The organism is Vogesella urethralis (assembly GCF_007644045.2).
GTDB classification, from domain to species: domain Bacteria; phylum Pseudomonadota; class Gammaproteobacteria; order Burkholderiales; family Chromobacteriaceae; genus Vogesella; species Vogesella urethralis.
This window is the reverse complement of the sequence record NZ_VMDW02000056.1, coordinates 1-16,425: the sequence shown is the minus strand read 5'-3', so window position 1 is coordinate 16,425 and position 16,425 is coordinate 1. Positions and strand designations below refer to the sequence as shown.

At 63.4% G+C, this 16,425-nt stretch carries 16 protein-coding genes; 6 read left to right on the top strand and 10 right to left on the bottom strand.

What is annotated here, in order from left to right:
• Positions 1-441: 441 nt before the first annotated feature.
• Both FLQ03_RS03855 and FLQ03_RS03850 read left to right on the top strand, forming a co-directional pair.
• Positions 442-1,038, top strand: a complete 597-nt coding sequence (locus tag FLQ03_RS03855) for a hypothetical protein (RefSeq protein ID WP_144374091.1) — start codon at positions 442-444, stop codon at positions 1,036-1,038.
• A gap of 39 nt (positions 1,039-1,077) precedes the next feature.
• A complete protein-coding gene (locus FLQ03_RS03850; protein ID WP_144374090.1) occupies positions 1,078-2,172 on the top strand; it encodes a DUF418 domain-containing protein in 1,095 nt (364 codons plus the stop codon).
• 88 nt (positions 2,173-2,260) lie between these two features.
• On the opposite strand, the gene FLQ03_RS03845 is transcribed toward FLQ03_RS03850, so the two are convergent.
• Positions 2,261-3,004, bottom strand: coding sequence for a substrate-binding periplasmic protein (locus tag FLQ03_RS03845; protein ID WP_144374089.1), 744 nt, complete (start codon positions 3,002-3,004; stop codon positions 2,261-2,263).
• A 195-nt stretch (positions 3,005-3,199) separates the two neighbouring features.
• On the opposite strand from FLQ03_RS03845, the gene FLQ03_RS03840 reads away from it, so the two are divergent.
• Positions 3,200-4,315 (top strand): GGDEF domain-containing protein, encoded by a 1,116-nt coding sequence (locus FLQ03_RS03840; RefSeq protein ID WP_144374088.1) that lies wholly within the window; start codon positions 3,200-3,202, stop codon positions 4,313-4,315.
• Here FLQ03_RS03840 and FLQ03_RS03835 read toward each other — a convergent pair.
• Both FLQ03_RS03835 and FLQ03_RS03830 read right to left on the bottom strand, forming a co-directional pair.
• Positions 4,272-4,850, bottom strand: coding sequence for a rhomboid family intramembrane serine protease (locus FLQ03_RS03835; protein ID WP_144374087.1), 579 nt, complete (start codon positions 4,848-4,850; stop codon positions 4,272-4,274). The two genes, FLQ03_RS03840 and FLQ03_RS03835, sit on opposite strands and share 44 nt — an antisense overlap.
• Complete coding sequence (locus FLQ03_RS03830) at positions 4,843-6,783, bottom strand: ExeM/NucH family extracellular endonuclease (RefSeq protein ID WP_144374086.1); 1,941 nt, start codon at positions 6,781-6,783, stop codon at positions 4,843-4,845. Before FLQ03_RS03830 ends, FLQ03_RS03835 begins: the two co-directional genes overlap by 8 nt.
• A gap of 362 nt (positions 6,784-7,145) precedes the next feature.
• Here FLQ03_RS03830 and FLQ03_RS03825 point away from each other — a divergent pair, with 362 nt between their 5' ends.
• On the top strand, positions 7,146-7,967 hold the full coding sequence (locus FLQ03_RS03825) for a substrate-binding periplasmic protein (RefSeq protein ID WP_144374085.1): 822 nt from the start codon (positions 7,146-7,148) through the stop codon (positions 7,965-7,967).
• Between the two features lie 88 nt (positions 7,968-8,055).
• Here FLQ03_RS03825 and FLQ03_RS03820 read toward each other — a convergent pair whose 3' ends face one another.
• From FLQ03_RS03820 to FLQ03_RS03810, 3 genes are read right to left on the bottom strand one after another with little or no spacing between them, the layout of a single operon-like run.
• A complete protein-coding gene (locus FLQ03_RS03820) occupies positions 8,056-9,657 on the bottom strand; it encodes a GMC family oxidoreductase (RefSeq protein WP_144374084.1) in 1,602 nt (533 codons plus the stop codon).
• Positions 9,650-10,150, bottom strand: a complete 501-nt coding sequence (locus FLQ03_RS03815) for a hypothetical protein (protein ID WP_144374083.1) — start codon at positions 10,148-10,150, stop codon at positions 9,650-9,652. The genes FLQ03_RS03820 and FLQ03_RS03815 overlap by 8 nt, the downstream gene beginning before the upstream one ends.
• A complete protein-coding gene (locus FLQ03_RS03810) occupies positions 10,147-11,571 on the bottom strand; it encodes a coniferyl aldehyde dehydrogenase (RefSeq protein WP_144374082.1) in 1,425 nt (474 codons plus the stop codon). The genes FLQ03_RS03815 and FLQ03_RS03810 overlap by 4 nt, the downstream gene beginning before the upstream one ends.
• Positions 11,572-11,661: 90 nt before the next feature.
• Here FLQ03_RS03810 and FLQ03_RS03805 point away from each other — a divergent pair, with 90 nt between their 5' ends.
• Positions 11,662-12,843 carry a vWA domain-containing protein gene (locus FLQ03_RS03805; protein ID WP_144374081.1) on the top strand — a complete coding sequence of 394 codons (1,182 nt, stop codon included), beginning with the start codon at positions 11,662-11,664 and terminating at the stop codon, positions 12,841-12,843.
• Here FLQ03_RS03805 and FLQ03_RS03800 read toward each other — a convergent pair.
• The 3 genes from FLQ03_RS03800 to FLQ03_RS03790 form a co-directional block, all read right to left on the bottom strand.
• Positions 12,840-13,187 (bottom strand): hypothetical protein, encoded by a 348-nt coding sequence (locus tag FLQ03_RS03800; protein ID WP_144374080.1) that lies wholly within the window; start codon positions 13,185-13,187, stop codon positions 12,840-12,842. The two genes, FLQ03_RS03805 and FLQ03_RS03800, sit on opposite strands and share 4 nt — an antisense overlap.
• A 92-nt stretch (positions 13,188-13,279) precedes the next feature.
• Positions 13,280-13,633: a DUF1304 domain-containing protein gene (locus FLQ03_RS03795; RefSeq protein WP_144374079.1), complete on the bottom strand. Its 354-nt coding sequence runs from the start codon at positions 13,631-13,633 to the stop codon at positions 13,280-13,282.
• 10 nt (positions 13,634-13,643) lie between these two features.
• Positions 13,644-14,096, bottom strand: coding sequence for an acyl-CoA thioesterase (locus tag FLQ03_RS03790; protein ID WP_170252300.1), 453 nt, complete (start codon positions 14,094-14,096; stop codon positions 13,644-13,646).
• Between the two features lie 65 nt (positions 14,097-14,161).
• Between FLQ03_RS03790 and FLQ03_RS03785 the strand changes: the two genes are divergently transcribed.
• The gene (locus tag FLQ03_RS03785; RefSeq protein ID WP_144374077.1) at positions 14,162-14,758 is read left to right on the top strand and encodes a TetR/AcrR family transcriptional regulator; all 597 of its coding nucleotides are present in this window, start codon (positions 14,162-14,164) and stop codon (positions 14,756-14,758) included.
• Here the strand turns inward: FLQ03_RS03785 and FLQ03_RS03780 are convergent, their stop codons facing one another.
• Positions 14,759-15,922 (bottom strand): tetratricopeptide repeat protein, encoded by a 1,164-nt coding sequence (locus FLQ03_RS03780; RefSeq protein WP_170252299.1) that lies wholly within the window; start codon positions 15,920-15,922, stop codon positions 14,759-14,761.
• Positions 15,923-16,425 lie beyond the last annotated feature (503 nt).

Below are 16,425 nucleotides of genomic sequence, written 5' to 3'. Positions count from 1 at the left end.
AAACGGTCCGCATGGGATAGATCTGCCCGGGGATTGGGGTAGCTCGACCTGCAGCTGATTTGTGCAACAAAGCCCCCGCAATAACAAAGTTGGCCGCAAACCGTCATGGCTTGCGGCCAACCTTGTTTGACCGACCACCACCGACCACAAGGCGGCCATTGGTATACGGTAATAGGCCACGCTGCCCGACCGCACACGTCAGCTTCCTTACTGGCTGCCTGAACCACCGCCCCCCCACTCCATGCCAATCTCTGTTCCACACCCGCTGGCGGCGGTGGCTCGCCACGGCCTGGCACAGCCGGTGCCGGCCAGCGCTTGCCTGTTTAACGACCACGCCGGTATCGCTGCCGGTACCTTGGCCGCAACGGGATGCTGCCATCCCACCTGCCCGCCGGCATGACATTTGCTTTTTATGGCCATTCACCACGTCAGGAGAAAGCCATGCAGATCAACCCGTTTGCCAGCCTGTACAGTAGCGCGGCCAACAGCCAGCCTAGGCAGCAAGCCGCCGCAGGGGCCGGTTTCAGCATGGCGGACCAGATAGTGGACATCCCTGGGGCCACGCCGCGCAGCGCCTTGCGTTTGGCCGGCGGGGACACCCTGCTGCTGCCGACGCCGGCCAATGCCGCGCTGATGGCGGAACAGGCCGGCACCTTGCTGCGCGAGAAAATGCAAAAGGCCGGCATGCCGCTGTCGCCGGACTTTACCGTGCAGCAAAGCGGCCAACCGCCGGTGCTGAAAGTTGCCGGTGAGCGGCAAGATATTGCCGCTATCGAAGCCATGCTCAACGATGACCCGGCGCTGTCGCGTGCCTTGCACAATGCGTCGGCAGTGGCGTCGATGTTGCCGGAGCTAGCCGCCGCATCGGAGGTTAGCGCGGCGTTGCAGGCCGCCGGGTCGGATGCCGAACGGCGGGCGATCTGGGACTACCATCAGGCCCGCATGGCCACCTTGCGTAGTGATGTGCGGCTGGAAATGCGCGCTGGCCAAATGACGGTATGGGTAAACGGCGAACAGCAAACCAAACACCAGGCGTAGTGCGGCGCTGAACGCCGCCAGAAAGGAAGGTAAGGCCCGATGCAGCACCCCGGCAGCAAGCAGCGCATTGAAGGCTATGACCTGGCACGGGCGCTGGCCGTGTTCGGCATGGTGATTGTCAACTTCAAGACCGTCATGCACACCGGCGCGGATAACGACGCCGGGTGGCTGGCGCTCTTCAACCTGCTGGACGGCCGGGCCTCGGCCATCTTTGTGGTATTGGCCGGCGTCGGCATCAGCCTGCTCAGCCAGCGGGCGCGGCTGGCGGGCGACCCGGCGCTGCTGCGGCAAGCCCGGCATGGCGTGTTACGGCGCGCAGCGTTGCTGTTTGTGATCGGGCTGGCGTACGTTGGGATCTGGCCGGCAGACATCCTGCACTATTACGGCGTTTACCTTGCCGTCGGCGCCTTGCTGCTGGCCTGGCCCACCCGCGCCTTGTGCTGGCTGGCGGGCGCCGTGGCGGCGGCTTTCACCGTGCTGTTTTGCTTTTTCGATTACACCACTGCGTGGCAGTGGGCCACGCTGAGCTACGCCGGCTTCTGGACCTGGCAGGGTTTTTTGCGCAATCTGCTGTTCAACGGCTTTCACCCGGTGCTGCCGTGGGTCGCGTTCCTGATTGCCGGCATGGCGCTTGGGCGGCTGCCGATGCACGTTGCCAGCGTCCGCCAGCGGGTTTTCTGGTACGGCGTGGCGGCCACGCTACTGGCCGAAACGCTGGCATTCGGCATCCGCAGCACGTTGGCCGCAGCAGGCTACGCGCCCGAGCTGCTGCGCTACCTGTTTGCCACTACGCCGATGCCGCCGTTGCCGCTGTATCTGGTGTCGGCCCTCGGCAGTGCCTTTGCCGTGATTGCGCTGTGTGTGCATGCCGGGCAACAACACCATGGCGCGCCCTGGTTGCGGCCACTGACCGATGTGGGGCAGCTGTCGCTCACGATTTACGTGGCCCACGTGGTGATCGGCATGGGCGTGCTGGAGGCGCTGGGCTTGCTGACACAACAGCCGCTAGCGGTGGCCGTCAGCAGTGCACTGGCGTTTTGTGCCGTGACGGTACTGTTTGCCCGCGTCTGGAAAGCCCGTTTCAGCCAGGGCCCGCTGGAGTGGCTGATGAAGAAAGCCAGTACCGGCAACTGAACCGGGTGTATAGCGAGCGGCGCTGTTACCGGCAAATCGCTGGGCGCTGCCAGCGCTACGGTCGCCGTGGCATGAAGGCTGAAGCGCCCTACTCGGCCAGGTATTTCTGCCGCAGTTGCTGCAGGCGGCCATCGCTGCTGATCTGGTTCAACGCCGCTTGCAGCCGCTTCACCTTGTGCAGCGGGGTGTCACGATTGAGGGCAAACCAGTACTGGCTGCTGCCGTCCAGCAGCCACACCGGGCGTACACGACGCGGGTCGATTTTTTGTTGCTTCAGTTGCCAGGCCATGGCCCAGTCCAGCATGGCTACCAGATCGGTGCGGCCCAGCATCAGCTTCTTCAGCGCCACCTCGTCGGACGCGCTCAAATCCAGCCCGCGTTCGGGCTGCATGCCCAGCCCGGCCAGCTTCTTGGCCGCGGCCGACTCGAACATCGCCCCCAGCTTGTAGCGCATCAGGTCGGCTTCGGTATGGATCAGGATATCGCTGCGGGTACTCAGGCGGTACAGCTTGATCTGGCGCGGGCTGATGGGGCCTACCCAGTGAAACAGCGGCTCGCGCTCCGGGGTACGCGTGATGCTGTAAATCAGCCGGTCCGGCCCTTCCAGCACGGTGCGGTAGGCGCGCGCCCACGGCTGCAGCTGGATGTCCACGCTGTAACCGGCTTGCCGCATCACCAGCTGGAGCAGCTCGGTAGAGAAACCGCCTACCTGGGGGCCATTCTGGTAATTGAGCGGCGGCAACTCTTCGGTATAAGCACTGATGTCAGCCGCCTGGGCAGGCAGGGCAAGGCTGCAACAGCCGGCAAGTAACAAGATGGAAAAGAGGCGCATGGTCAGCAACAAGGTGTTTTTTTAAATTTATAGAATACGAACGCCGACAATGATGGCGCCAACGTGGCGATGCTAACGCCAGCGCAAGACAAGCGCATGACATGCCCCTGCAGGCACTCTGTAGCGTGCCCCCGGCCCTGTGCTGACTGCTACAGCTTGTTATCAAATAAGCCAGCCTTTGGCCGATAATGGCTTATGGATGAACACAAGCCACTTCTCGATCCCGCCCATTTCGATAGCTACGAGGGCTACTACGGCCAGCGGCTGCTGCCGGGTGCCGCCTTGCTGTCTTACGCCGGTATTGGCGTGGTGGTGCTGTTCCTGCTGTCCGATCTGTGGCGGCTGGGCCTGGGCCCGGCGTTTGCCTGGCTTACCCTCGCCAGCGTGGCCGGCAGCCTGCTGATCGTGGCCATGGCGCGGGTCATGCGCCATCCGGCGTTTGCGCGCCATCGGGTGCACTGGATACTGTGGCTGGGCAATATGGCCATGCTGTGCATGATGGCAGGCAATGTGGTGGTGCTGGGCCGCATGTCCTACCTGCCGATGATCATCATGTACTTCATGCTGGGCGTGCTGCTGATTGCGCCGCTAGTCTCGCCACTGGCGTTTCTGTTACCGCATCTGGCGGCCATCTGCCTGACCGGGGTGGTGATGTGGCTGGATGGCTACCGCTTGGGGCACTGGCTGCAATTGCTGCTGTTCAGTGTGCCGGCGATGAGCTTCATGCTGATCATCCTCAATGTGCAGCGCCGCACCGCGTTACAGTCGTATCAGCTGGCGCGGCAGAACTGGCTGTACGCCACCACCGACACCTTAAGCCAGCTGCAAAACCGCCGCACCTGGTACCTGCAGGCCGAGCGCCAGCTGTTGGCCGCACAGGGCGCACAGCTACCGCTATCGCTGCTGATGCTGGATGTCGATCATTTCAAAGCCATCAACGATCGTCTGGGCCACGCAGCCGGCGACCAGGCCATCGAGGCACTGGGCGAGCTGCTGCTGGCCAGTTGCCCGTCACAAGCAGTGGCGGGCCGGCTGGGCGGCGAGGAGTTTGCCGTGCTGCTGCCCGATTGCGACCCGCAGCAGGCAAGCCTGGTGGCAGAGCACCTGCGCGCCGCCATTGCCGCCCTGCCGTTGCGGCTGGATGGGCAAACGTTCCGTATTACCGCCAGCATCGGCGTTGCCAGCCTGCCGGCAGACTGCCTGGACGCGCTGGTACGCGAAGCCGACCGCCAGCTGTACCTGGCCAAGGCGGCTGGCCGGAACCGGGTCAGCGTCGCAGACGCCGTGCTGGCAGCCAGCACACCAGGCTGAAGCCTGCCACCGCGGGTGTGGCGGCCGCACGATACCCCAGCGCCAGCAGCCCGGCCAGGCCCAGGCCCAGCACGTGGCTGGCATGGGCTACCGGGTAGCCGGCAAAGCGGCTGTCCAGCCAGATCTGCACGGCCACTTTCAACCACAAAGCCGCTGTTGCCAGCCGGCGCCAGCCCGCATGCGGCCAACCCTGCACGTACCAGGCAGCCCAGGCGTACACCACGGCAGACGCGCCGGCATACGGCCCCGCTTCCACCCAGGGCTGCACCAGCGCGGTGAGCCCGGCCAGCCACAGCAGCCCGCCACGGCGCGACGGCGGGCACACGGCGTACAGCAGCAGCAAACCCGCCATGTTCATCGCGGCGTGACGGCCGTCCAGGTGTACCCAGCTGGCCGTCAGCAGGCGCCAGTATTCCCCGGCCACCATGCGCGTGGCGTCGCCCTGCCAGCGGGCCAAGGCCGACTGACCCCAGCCAAACAGCCAGGGTAAGACCGGCAGCAAATAACCCGCCAGCAGCCAGCGCCGCTCAGTCACGGCGGCGGCGCCACAGCGCACCGATACCCAGCGCCAGCAACAGGCCAGCCATGCCGCTATCTACTGCGGCCAGCTTGGTCAGCTTGCTGTCTTTGTCGCTGCTGGTGGCCGTGCCGGCCTGCTCGGCGCGCAGGTCGATGTACAGCGGGTCGTGGTCGGACGAGCGGTAGGCATCGGCAGCGTAGTAGTTCTGCTGCTGGGAGACCGACTTGAACTCGCTGCTGTACTCCAGCGCTGTCGGCTCGTCGGCGTTGATGTGCCATTCGCCGGCGCTCAGCACGCGGGCAGCAGCAGCGGCGGTCGCCAGGCCGTGGTCCAGGTTGCCGGACTCGCCATTGAACACATAGGAGTACACGCCATCCGCGTGCTGCTTGGCCAGCAGGTTGGTAAAACCGGCTTGCTCCAGTTGGTAGATCGGGTCTTCCTTGGCGTAGGCGTTAAAGTCGCCCACCAGCACGATGCTGCGGCCCAGGCCGCCCTGCTGGCCGGCCAGCCAGTTTTTCAGGTCGTTGACGGCGGTAACACGGGTCTGGTTGCAATTGCCCTGGCCATCGTTCAGGTCCGGGTCGCCGGCGCAGGCACTGCCCTTGGATTTGAGATGGTTCACCACCACGGTCAGCGGCTGGCCGATAGCCTGGCTGGACAGATAGAAACTTTGCGCCAGCGCCGGCCGGTTACGGCTGGGGTCGCCGATTTCCTTCACTTCCGGGTTGGCAACCGGCTTCACCACACCGGCACGGTAAATCAGGCCGACACGGATGGCATCGCTGCCGATCTTGTCCACGCCGGGCAGCCCGAAGCTGTAGTGCTTGGCAGCAGGCTGGCCATCGTTCAGGGCATTCACCAGATCCTGCAACGCCGACTGGGCGCCAAAGCCGTCGTTCTCCAGCTCCATCAGCCCGACAATATCGGCATCCAGGGCGCGGATGGCGCTGACGATCTTGGCGCGCTGCTTGAGGAAGTCGGCGTAGTTCTTGGCGCCGCGGTTGCTGGCGTCCTTGAACGGCGCCTCGTTGCTGGTGCCATCACCGTTGAAAAAGTTGAGCACGTTGAAGCTGGCCAGCCGTACGCTGCCGGCACTGCGCTGCGGTGCCGCCGGGCGCGGGTTGGCCGCTTGTACCTGCGGGGTGGCAGACGGGTGCAGGCGGTACTTGTTGAAGCTGTAACCCACCACGCCCGCCACATTGCTCAGGCGGTCGCCGGCGCGCAGCGTATTGCTGGCGCTCAGGCCGGTGGGCGCGGGCAGCCAGGCGTCACGGTTCTGGTTGCTGTAGCCGTCGTCCAGCGTGATTTTGTCCAGCAGGTTGGCCGCATTCAGCGCCACCGCTTCGGCGGTACCCGGGCGGTACTTCTGGGTAGCCGTCCACAGCCGCGGCTGGCTGGACAGCGTCAGCTCGCCGTAGCGGGCGTAGTCGTAGTTGGCGGCCACGTAGAGCGGCTGGTCCAGCTGGACCAGCATGCCTTCCACCGCTTCCCAGCTGGCCTGGCTGGCTACCGGCAGGCGCAGCTTGAGCGGCGTCGCCTGCGCCTTGCTGCCGCAGCTTTCGATCAAGCCGAGGTTGGCCGTCTGCTGCAGCTGGGTTTCCCCGTTGAACTCTTTCACCACGCCTGTCACCCGCACCACATCGCCCACCGTGATGGCCGGCTTCAGCGTATTGGTGTAGACGAAGATGCCTTCGGATGTGGCGGCGTTGCCATCCTGATCCTGGCTTTCTTCCTGCAGGTAAAAGCCTTTGACCTGGTCGCTACCGGTCATGACCGCGGTGACGACGCCTTCGACGGTGACGGTCTGGTTCGTCAGGCTGCTACTGGCAGCGCTGCCCTGCACCTGGTTGATCAGCGTGGCGCCCGGCACACCGCAAGCGGCGTAGGCCAGCGGGGAAACAAGCGCGGCACAGAGCGGAAGAAGACGAAAGGTTTGCTGTGGTGTCATGTACGTTATCTGGCTTTTGTTATGGGGCGGCGATTATAGCCAGCGCCATTTGACAGAGGCATGTCAAACGACATGATGCGCCTATTGCTATGGTAAAAATAAAACAGATGTATGAAAGGACAGTTGCGCCCGAGACCAACAGCCAGTGGGCTACGCTGCCGTAGCGCGCTGCTTTTCTTGCCCGTGTGCGAAGCACATTCACACAGTCGTATGATTTAATAGCTTTCAATTTAAATAACAACGGCATTTTACACAGCAGATTCTTATATCCAGATCAACAAATACCCTGTTTAGCGCTTGTCGGATTTGCCACCCCTGCATAGACTGGCAAACGCCCTGATTACCTGATAACGAAGTCCAGCATGACCCGTCCGCCACTGTCTTTTTACGGCGCCATCCGCCTCGCCCTGATGGCTAGCTGCCTGTTAACGGCAGCGGCAGCCCACGCGCAGTCACCACGGACATGCAACCAGCTGATTGCCTCCGGCAACCCGGAATATCCGCCTTTCCTGTGGGTGAACCCGGACGACGAGAAGACACTGAATGGTGCCAATGCCGAGCTGATGCAGCTGCTGTCACGCGAGATCGGCATCCCCATCGTGGTGCGCAACGCCGGCCCGTGGGCACGGGTACAGGAAGCGGCCAAGGCCGGCCGCGTGGACCTGATTGCCGGCGCCTTCTACACCCTGCCACGCCGCCTGTACATGAGCTATTTTCCGCAGCCGTTCTACCAGACGCGCAGCGTGGTGTGGTCGCGCGACGGAAAGGCGTTGAACTACAGCAAATGGCAGGACCTGGTAGGTCTTAACGGCATTACCGTGGTGAACAACAGCTTTGGCGAAGACTTCGACCGCTTTGCCGAACAGCGCCTGACCATGCAGACGGTGGGCAGCGTGGAGAACGCGCTGCGCATGCTGAGCATGGGTCGTGCCGATTACCTGATCTATGAAGAAGCGCCGGGCCAGGCGTACGCGGCGCGGCTGGGCATCCGCAATATCCGGGTGGCCACCACCCCGGTCAGCCGCGAGCCGCTGTACCTGACGCTGACCCACCAGTCGCCCTGCTTCTCGCCGCAGCTTTACGAGCGCATCAACAAGGCGATGAAGAAATTGATCGACAGCAATGTAATGGACGAACTGGTCAGCACCCACAGCGAACGCTGGCAGAACCTGCGTAGTAACTAGCACGCCACTTTGCACCACATGACAAAGCCTGTTTGCCAAGCAAACAGGCTTTGTGTTTTGCAACATCACAGCCGGCCCAAGCCTCAGTTCAGCCCTGCAAACGCTGGCGCAAGGCGTCGGCCGCCCGCAACGACAGTGCGTAGACCGATAGTTGCGGGTTGGCACCGATACTGGTGGGGAACACCGAGCCATCGATCACGGTAACGTTATCCAGCTGCCAGTGCCGGCCCAGTTGATCCACTACCCCGCTGCGCTCATCGTGCGACATCATCGCCCCGCCCATCACGTGCGCACTCACCACCCGGGTACGCAGTGTTTGCATCGGCAGGGCTGCAATCATCCGCCGCACTTGCGGCAGAGTGGTAGCGAGAGCGGCATCTTCGTGTACCGGCATCACCGCGCGGGCGCCAGCGGCAAACTGGATCTCGGCCATCTGCAGCAAGGCACGTCGCGCCGCCTCCCACAGGGTGTCGTTCAGCGGGTAGTCCAGCACCGGGCTGCCATCGCTGCGCAGCCGCACGCTGCCCCCTGCGCTGTCGGGGTGAAAGCCGTCGCGCATCAACGCCAGCGTAATCTGCCAATGCGGCAGATTCTGCATCAACCGCTGATGATCGGCGGCCAACCCTGGCAAGGTGGCGGCCATGATCAGCGGATGCACAGGGGGTACTTCCAGCTTGAAACCCAATGGCCCGTCGATAGGCTGGGTGTGCAGGAAGTGGTCGCTGTACACGCTTTGCGGCGCGCCGTTAAAACCCTCTACCTGCTGGCGGAACAGGCCGCCGGACAGCACCACCGGATGCAGAAAGGTACGCTTGCCCAGGTGCTGCCACGGGTCCGGCGCCCGGCTGCGCAACAATAGCGCCGGGGTACCGATGGCGCCGGCCGCCAATACTACCTGCCGCGCCTTTACCCGCACCTGGCGGCCGCTGGCGTGCACGCCGTCAGGCTGTAAAGCGTCGCCGACGATGCCCTCGGCGCGGGTACGCGCCGGGTTCAACAGCAACTGCCGCACCCGCACCCGGGTAAGCAAACGCGCGCCGGCGGCCAAGGCGGCAGGGATGGTGGTGACCAGCATACCCTGCTTGGCATTGGTGGCGCAGCCGGTGCCGCAGTAGCCCAGGTTCCAGCAGCCTTTCACATTGCGGCGGATGCGGGCGTGCGGAATGCCCAGCTTGTCGCAACCGGCGGCCAGCAAGGCGTTGTTGGCATTGGGCGCGGCTTCCCACGCCGAGATGTTGAGCCGGGCTTCAGCGCGCTCGAACCACGGCTGCAGCGCGGCATCGTCCATCTGCGTCAGGCGGTGATGGCTGCGCCACCAGGCCAGGGTATCGGCCGGGGTACGGAAACAGCTGGCCCAGTTGACGGTGGTGCTGCCGCCCACACTGCGGCCTTGCAGGATGGTGATCCCCTTGTCGGCGGTCAGCCGGTTGGCAGACTCCTGATACAACTGCGGATAGGCCTCGCTTTCGCGCAGGTTGAAATCACGCGAGCTATGCAGCCCGCCTTCTTCCACCAGCACCACCGACAGGCCGGCCTGCGCCAGCAGCTCGGCCGTCATGCCACCGCCGGCACCGCTACCCACAATCACCACATCGCATTCCAGCGCTAGGTCGGCGCCGGGCTGGCTGGCGTCGACAACCTGCCAGCCTGCGGCCAACCCGTCCTGCCACAAATCGGGCAACTTACTCATGGATATACCCCTTGATGCTGGCCGGCAGCGCATAACCGATACCCACCCAGCTGTGCGCATCGCCGTACCAGGCGGCGTACAACAGACTATGCAGGCCCTGATAGGCACTGCGCAGCAAAAGCAGGCGGCTGAAGCGCCAGCGCTGCAGCATGGCGGCCACCTCGTCGGCGGTGGCCTGCTGCCAGTCTGGCGACAGGCCCAGCAGGCGGCGCGCCACAGGCTGCTGCAACAAGTCGAACAGCTCGCGCAGTTCGCGCTGGCTGGCCAGCGGCAGGCCGGCAATTGCCGTCAGCACATGCTCGGTATGTGCAATGGCGGCGCTGGCAGGCAGTTTGCCGAGCATGCCCTGCGACAAGGCCACAATCAGCTGGCGGTCGGCCGCCAAGGCCGCAAAGCCACTGGCCGGCCGGCTTGCGGCCAACTTGCCGGCCACGCCCAGCGCCAGCGCGCCCAACAGGCCGGTCTTGATGAATTGGCGACGTGGCAGATTCATCGGATACGTCCCAGCATCAGGTTCAGCAACAGTTGCACCACCTTGCCGTGCGGCGGCTGGGTCAGCACGGCGCCGGCCAGCCGCGACTGGTACAGCACCGGCAGCATCTTGCTGAAGGTAACAAAGCCTTCGTAACCGTGGTAATGCCCCATGCCGGACGGGCCGACGCCGCCAAACGGCAACTGGTCCTGCACCACGTGCATCAGGGTATCGTTGACCGTTACGCCGCCCGCGACCGTGCCTTGCAACACCTGGCGAATGCGGGCACGGTTGTCGTCGTACAGGTACAACGCCAGCGGGCGGTCGCGCGCACGGATATAGGCCAGCGCGTCGTCCAGCGTGTCGTAACAGACAATCGGCAGCAGCGGGCCGAAGATCTCCTCGCGCATCAGCGCGCAGTCGTCCGGCGCATCCTGTACGACGGTCAGCGGCAACTTGCGGGCGGCGTGCAGCGCGGCCTCGCTGCTGCCGCCCAGCGCCTCGACCCGGGCGCCACGGGCGGTGGCCTCGTCTCGCCAGGCCACCAGGCGCTGATAATGCTGCGGGCTGATGATGGCGGTGTAGTCGGGGTTGGCCGCCGGGTCCGGGTAGGCCAGCGTAGCCTGACGGCGCAGCTCGGCCAGCAGCGCGTCGCACTCTTGGCGCTGTACCAGCACGTAGTCGGGGGCGACACAGGTCTGGCCGGCATTCAGCATCTTGCCGGCCACCAGGCTGCCTACCACCCGCCGCTTGTCAAAGCCGGGCGCAATCAGCAACGGCGACTTGCCGCCCAGCTCCAGCGTCACCGGGGTAAGGTTGGCCGCCGCCGCCTGCATCACGCTGCGGCCAACCCGCGTCGAGCCGGTAAACAGCAGGTGATCAAACGGCAAGGCGGCAAACGCCTGCGCCACCTCCACCCCGCCGTTGACCACTTGCACTACGTCGTCGCCCAGGTACTGCCGGCACAGCCGCTGCAGCAAGGCACCGCTATGGGGCGATAGCTCCGACATCTTCACCATGGCGCGATTGCCCGCCGCCAGTGCCGAGGTCAGCGGCCCCAGCGCCAGGAAGATCGGGTAATTCCACGGCACGATGATGCCGGCCACGCCCAGCGGTTGCGGTTGCAAACGGGCACGCGCCGGCATGAACCAGAACGACACCCCGCGCCGTTGCGGCCGCATCCAGCCACGAAGTTTGCGCTGCGCGAGCCGAATACCCTCCAGCGACGGAAACAGCTCTGCCAGCCGGGTTTCCACCGCGCTGCGGCAACCAAAGTCGGCCTGTAGCGCGTCGACCCATGCCTGCTGGTGCTGCGTCACCATGCTGGCCAGACCCGCCAGCCAGCGCTGCCGGGTAGCGTAATCGGCCGGCTGCGTTGCCAGTGCTTGCAACTGCCGCAGCTGGCTGTGCAAACTGTCATGAATGGGGTGGCTGGCATCCATGTGCTATGCTCCTTCAACTTGGGCAAACGATCGTTTAGAGCCACAACTCTATTGCGTTTTTTGCCGACTGTCACGCTTCTTTTAAAGACCATGTTGCTCGACTTTTTCTACGCCCTTCGCGACGCCGGCCTACCGGTGTCGTTAAAAGAACACCTCACCCTGCTACAAGCTTTGCAGCAGCGGCTGGCCTTTGCCAGCGTGGACGAGTTTTATCACCTGGCGCGCACGGTGCTGATCAAGGACGAAAAGTACTTCGACCGCTTTGACCAGGTATTTGCTCGCTACGCCCACGGCATCGAGACCAGCCTGGACAACCTGGAAACCGCCATTCCGGAAGACTGGCTGCGCAAGCAGGTAGAGAAATACCTGAGCGAGGAAGAAAAGCAGCAGCTGCAAGCCATGGGCTGGGACAAGCTGATGGAAACGCTGCGTCAGCGGCTGGAAGAGCAAAAGGAACGTCACCAGGGTGGCAACAAGTGGATAGGCACCGGCGGCACCAGCCCGTTTGGCGCCTACGGCTATAACCCGGAAGGCATCCGCATCGGCCAGCACGAATCGCGGCATCGGCGTGCGGTGAAGGTGTGGGACAAACGCGAATTCCGCAACTTCGACGACAGCGTGGAACTGGGCACCCGCAATATCAAGGTAGCACTACGCCGGCTGCGCGAGTTTGCGCGCCAGGGCTCGCCCGACGTATTGGACCTGCCCGCCACCATTGCCGCCACTGCGCGCAATGGCGGCCTGCTGGACGTGCAGATGGTGCCGGAACTGCACAACGCGGTGAAGGTGTTGGTGCTGTTCGACGTGGGCGGCTCGATGGACGATCACATCCGCGTCTGCGAAGAGCTGTTTTCGGCAGTGCGCAGCGAATTCAAGCACCTGCAGTATTACTACTTCCACAACTGCGTGTACGAGCAGGTGTGGCAGGACAATGCGCGGCGCTATACGCAAAAAACCGACACCTGGGACCTGATCCATACCTTCGGCCCGGACTGGAAGCTGATTCTGGTGGGCGACGCCAGCATGAGCCCGTACGAAATCATCCTGAAAGGCGGCAGTGTAGAACACATGAACCCGGAACCAGGCGAAGTGTGGCTGCGCCGCCTGCTGGCCCACTTCGGTCACGCGGTATGGCTGAACCCGATGCCGCAACAGGCGTGGGAATACACGCAGTCCATCGCCATGATCCGCGAGATCATGCAGGACCGCATGTACCCGCTGACGCTGGAAGGCCTGGAGCAAGCCACGCGTCAGCTCAAGCGTAGCGCTTAGGCATCGCCCTGCCCGCTGCTGGCGGCCTGCTGCTTTTCGATGCGGCGGGCAAAGACCGTCATTTCCTTGACCGCCTGGATATCCCCGCGCGCCTGCGCCACTGCTATCCCTTCGCGGTAAACGGCCAGCGCTGCCGCGCCCTCGCCTTGCGCAGCCAGTGCCTTGCCCAGCAGCTTCCACGCGGCGGAGAAATCCTGCTGGCGCGCAATGGCCAACCGTGCCTGCTCGGCGGCGGCCGGCCAGTCCTGCAACTTGGCGTATTCGTTAGCAATGCCAAAGCGCAGCATCGCGTTATCGCGCGGGGTATCGCATAAAGCCAGCAAGTTTTGCAGCATGGCAGACATAAGGTCATCCTCGATCAAGGTTGGCCGCCTAGCATCCGCTGCCACCGCCGGCTTGGCAACCCCGCGCCGGGCAGGGCTTTTTGCCGCCAGCCTTACGCCAGTGCGTGCAGCACCAGTGCCAGCGCCGCCGGCAAGGCCTGTACGAACAGGATCTTGCGGCTGGCCGTAGCCGCACCATAGACCCCGGCCACCAGTACGCAGCCCAGGAAGAACACGCCGACACCGGCTGGCGCAGCCGGCAGCAGGCTCCACAACAGGCCGGCAGCCAGAAAGCCGTTATACAGCCCCTGGTTGGCCGCCAGCACCCGGCTGGCTTCGGCAAACTCAGGCGTCAGGCCAAAGGCGCGGCGGCCGGCCGGCTTGGTCCACAAAAACATTTCCAGCACCAGGATGTACAGGTGAATGACGGCCACCAAACCCGTTACCAGCATTGCGGCAAATTGCATGGCGAGCTCCTTATTTGTGTTCCGGTTGCGGCAATGCCTCAAAGTCGGCACAGCGCGGCAAGTCAGCCAGAATAGCAGCGAGCGCTGGCGGCGGCGGAATAAGCTTGCGCGCACGCAAGTCCATCCAGGCACCTGCCACCTCATAGATGGCCGCCAGCTGGCCGTCCGGCTTGAACAACTGCTGGCGGATCTTCCAGCGGCTGTTATCGGGGCTGGCGGCGGCAATTTGCACGTCTATCGTGATACGCTCGCCCAGGTGCACTTCGCGGCGGTATTCGGTACTCTCGCGAAACAGCACCGGGCCAAAACCGTGGGCACGGAAGGCGTCCATGCCGAAACCGGCGTGCGCCAGCCACTCCATACGGGTGTGCGTACACAGGTCGGCATAGGCATTGTGGCGCATATGCTGGTTGGCATCGATGTCCGACCAGCGGACTTCCACTACTTTGGTAAACGGTTGCACCGGCATCTCCCATAAAAAGAACGATCGTGCTATTTTGCACGATACCTGTACTCAGGCAAAGCACGATGAGCAAGAAAGCCATGACCCGAGAGGTCATTCTGCAACAGGCGCTACGCACCGCCAGCCAGATCGGCATCAGTCGCCTCACTATCGGCACCCTCGCCGAGGCCAGCGGTTTGTCCAAAAGCGGCTTGTTTGCGCACTTTGGCAGCAAGGAAGCCCTACAGCTTGCGGTGGTGGAAGCGGCGCAACAGCAATTCGTTCAGCAAGTGGTACGGCCGGCGCTGGCGCAAGCGCGCGGCATGGCCAGGTTGGCCGCCTTGTTTGAAAGCTGGGTCATGCGCCTGTATGGCAGGGAGCAGCCAGGTGGCTGCCCGCTACTGGCTGCAGCGTACGAGTTTGACGACCAGCCCGGCGCCATCCGCGATGCGCTGGTAAGCGGCCAGCGCTGGCAGCGGGAAACCCTGCAACGCCTGCTGCAAGAAGCCCTGGACGCCGGCGAGTTGCCGGCAAACTGTGACATCCCCTTGCTGGCCTTCATGCTGTTCGGCCTGGTACAAAGCGCCCACCACGACCACCAGCTGCTGGATCGCCCCGACAGCGGCCAACTGGCTTTGCTCGGCTTCCACGCCTTATGCCGCCAACCACCGCTCCGAGGGTGATCAGTTACCGCGTATCAGCTTGGCACGCGCCTCCAGCACGGCCGCTTCCTGATCGCGCTGCGTACTGCGACACAGGGCCGCCAGGTTTTCCAGGCCAATGCCGACATTGGGGTGGTTCGGCCCCAAGTTTTTCTCCCAGATCGCGATGGCGCGGCGGTAGAGCGGCTCCGCCTTGTCAAACTGCTTGCGGTCAACGTAAATCTTGCCAAGATCATTCAGGTTGACCGCAACAAAGGCGTGCTCCGGCCCCACCGTCTTCTCGAAAATGGCCAGCGAACGCAAATATAAAGGCTCAGACATGGCAGACAAACCACGGGCATCGTAAAACGCTCCCAGGCTGTGCAGGTTCACCGCCACGTCCGGATGCCCCACGCCCAGAACCTGCTCGTTCAACGCCAGCGCCTGTTTGTAACGTTGCTCTGCCTGCTCAAAGCGCTGCTGCTTCTCATACAACTCCCCCAGCGTCTGATAGCTCAGTGCCACATAGGGATGCTGCAGACCCAGCGCTTTCTCCCGTATCGCCAGTGCACGCAGATACACCGCCTCGGCGTCCCCAAAACGCTGCTGCGCCACATAGCATAAGCCCAGGCTGTTCAGCGTGGTGGCCACATCCGGGTGGTCCTCCCCCTGCATTTTTTCGTGCGCATTCACAGCCGACAAAAACAGTGGCTCGGCCCGCTGTGGCTGAGCTTGCAACAGGTACAGGCTGGCCAGGCTGATCTGGGCATTGGCAATCTCCGGGTGTTGCGGTATCAGCAGCCCTTGCATCATGGTCAGCGAGCGCGCCAGCAGTGGCTCGGCCTCGGCATAGCGCCCCTGCTTCTGATACAAGCCACCCAGATTGCGCAAACTCAACGCTACCTGGCGATGCGGGCTGCCCAGTTTCTGCTCGCGAATCGCCAGGGCACGCACATAAAGTGGCTCAGCCAGATCGTAACGAGCCTGCTCTTCATAAATCATGGCCTGAGTATGCAAACTACTGGCCAAGTCGGGGTGATCAGGTCCGACATTCAGCATGGCCACCTTCACCGCATCCACTGCTATTTGCATCGCCGCATCGTACTGCCCTTGTTTCAGCAGTACGCCGGCCTGATGATTCAATGCGGCCCAACGTTCGCCAGCACCTTCATCGTCAGCCCAGGCAGGCGACACCAACACAGCCATAAACAGTAGCATCGCAGCACTTGCGTTCCATCCAGCCATCACCCACTCACTTTTCAATATTCGTAGCTATCAAATTACCACGATCATTCTCCTGCAACACCAGATGGCGTCAGAAAGTTCACCTTACGCTTGACCCAAACACTCCGCCACAGCGACCATCCCACTGCCAGCCTTACTCAAACCCGGCCGGTATGAATCTGATCTGCGATGTTCAAAGCAAAAGGCCGCGCAAGCGGGCTTTTTCATGACAGCATTGCTAACCGCCAGTTGCCGGATCGATAGCCGTCGGATCGATAGCCGTAGCCCGGCATAAGCCGCAGGCGCATCCGGGGGCCGGCCGTAGGCCGGCATGGGGTGGGGGCGACGTGGCCAAGGTTGGCCGCAAGGGTGAGATGGCAGCGTCGGTTGGGCACGGTCACGCATCTTTGGCCGCGCCAATGCACAAAGCCCAGCTCGTTTGAGCTGGGCTTTGTCTTAAGGGAGTCTGGCGGTGTCCTACTTTC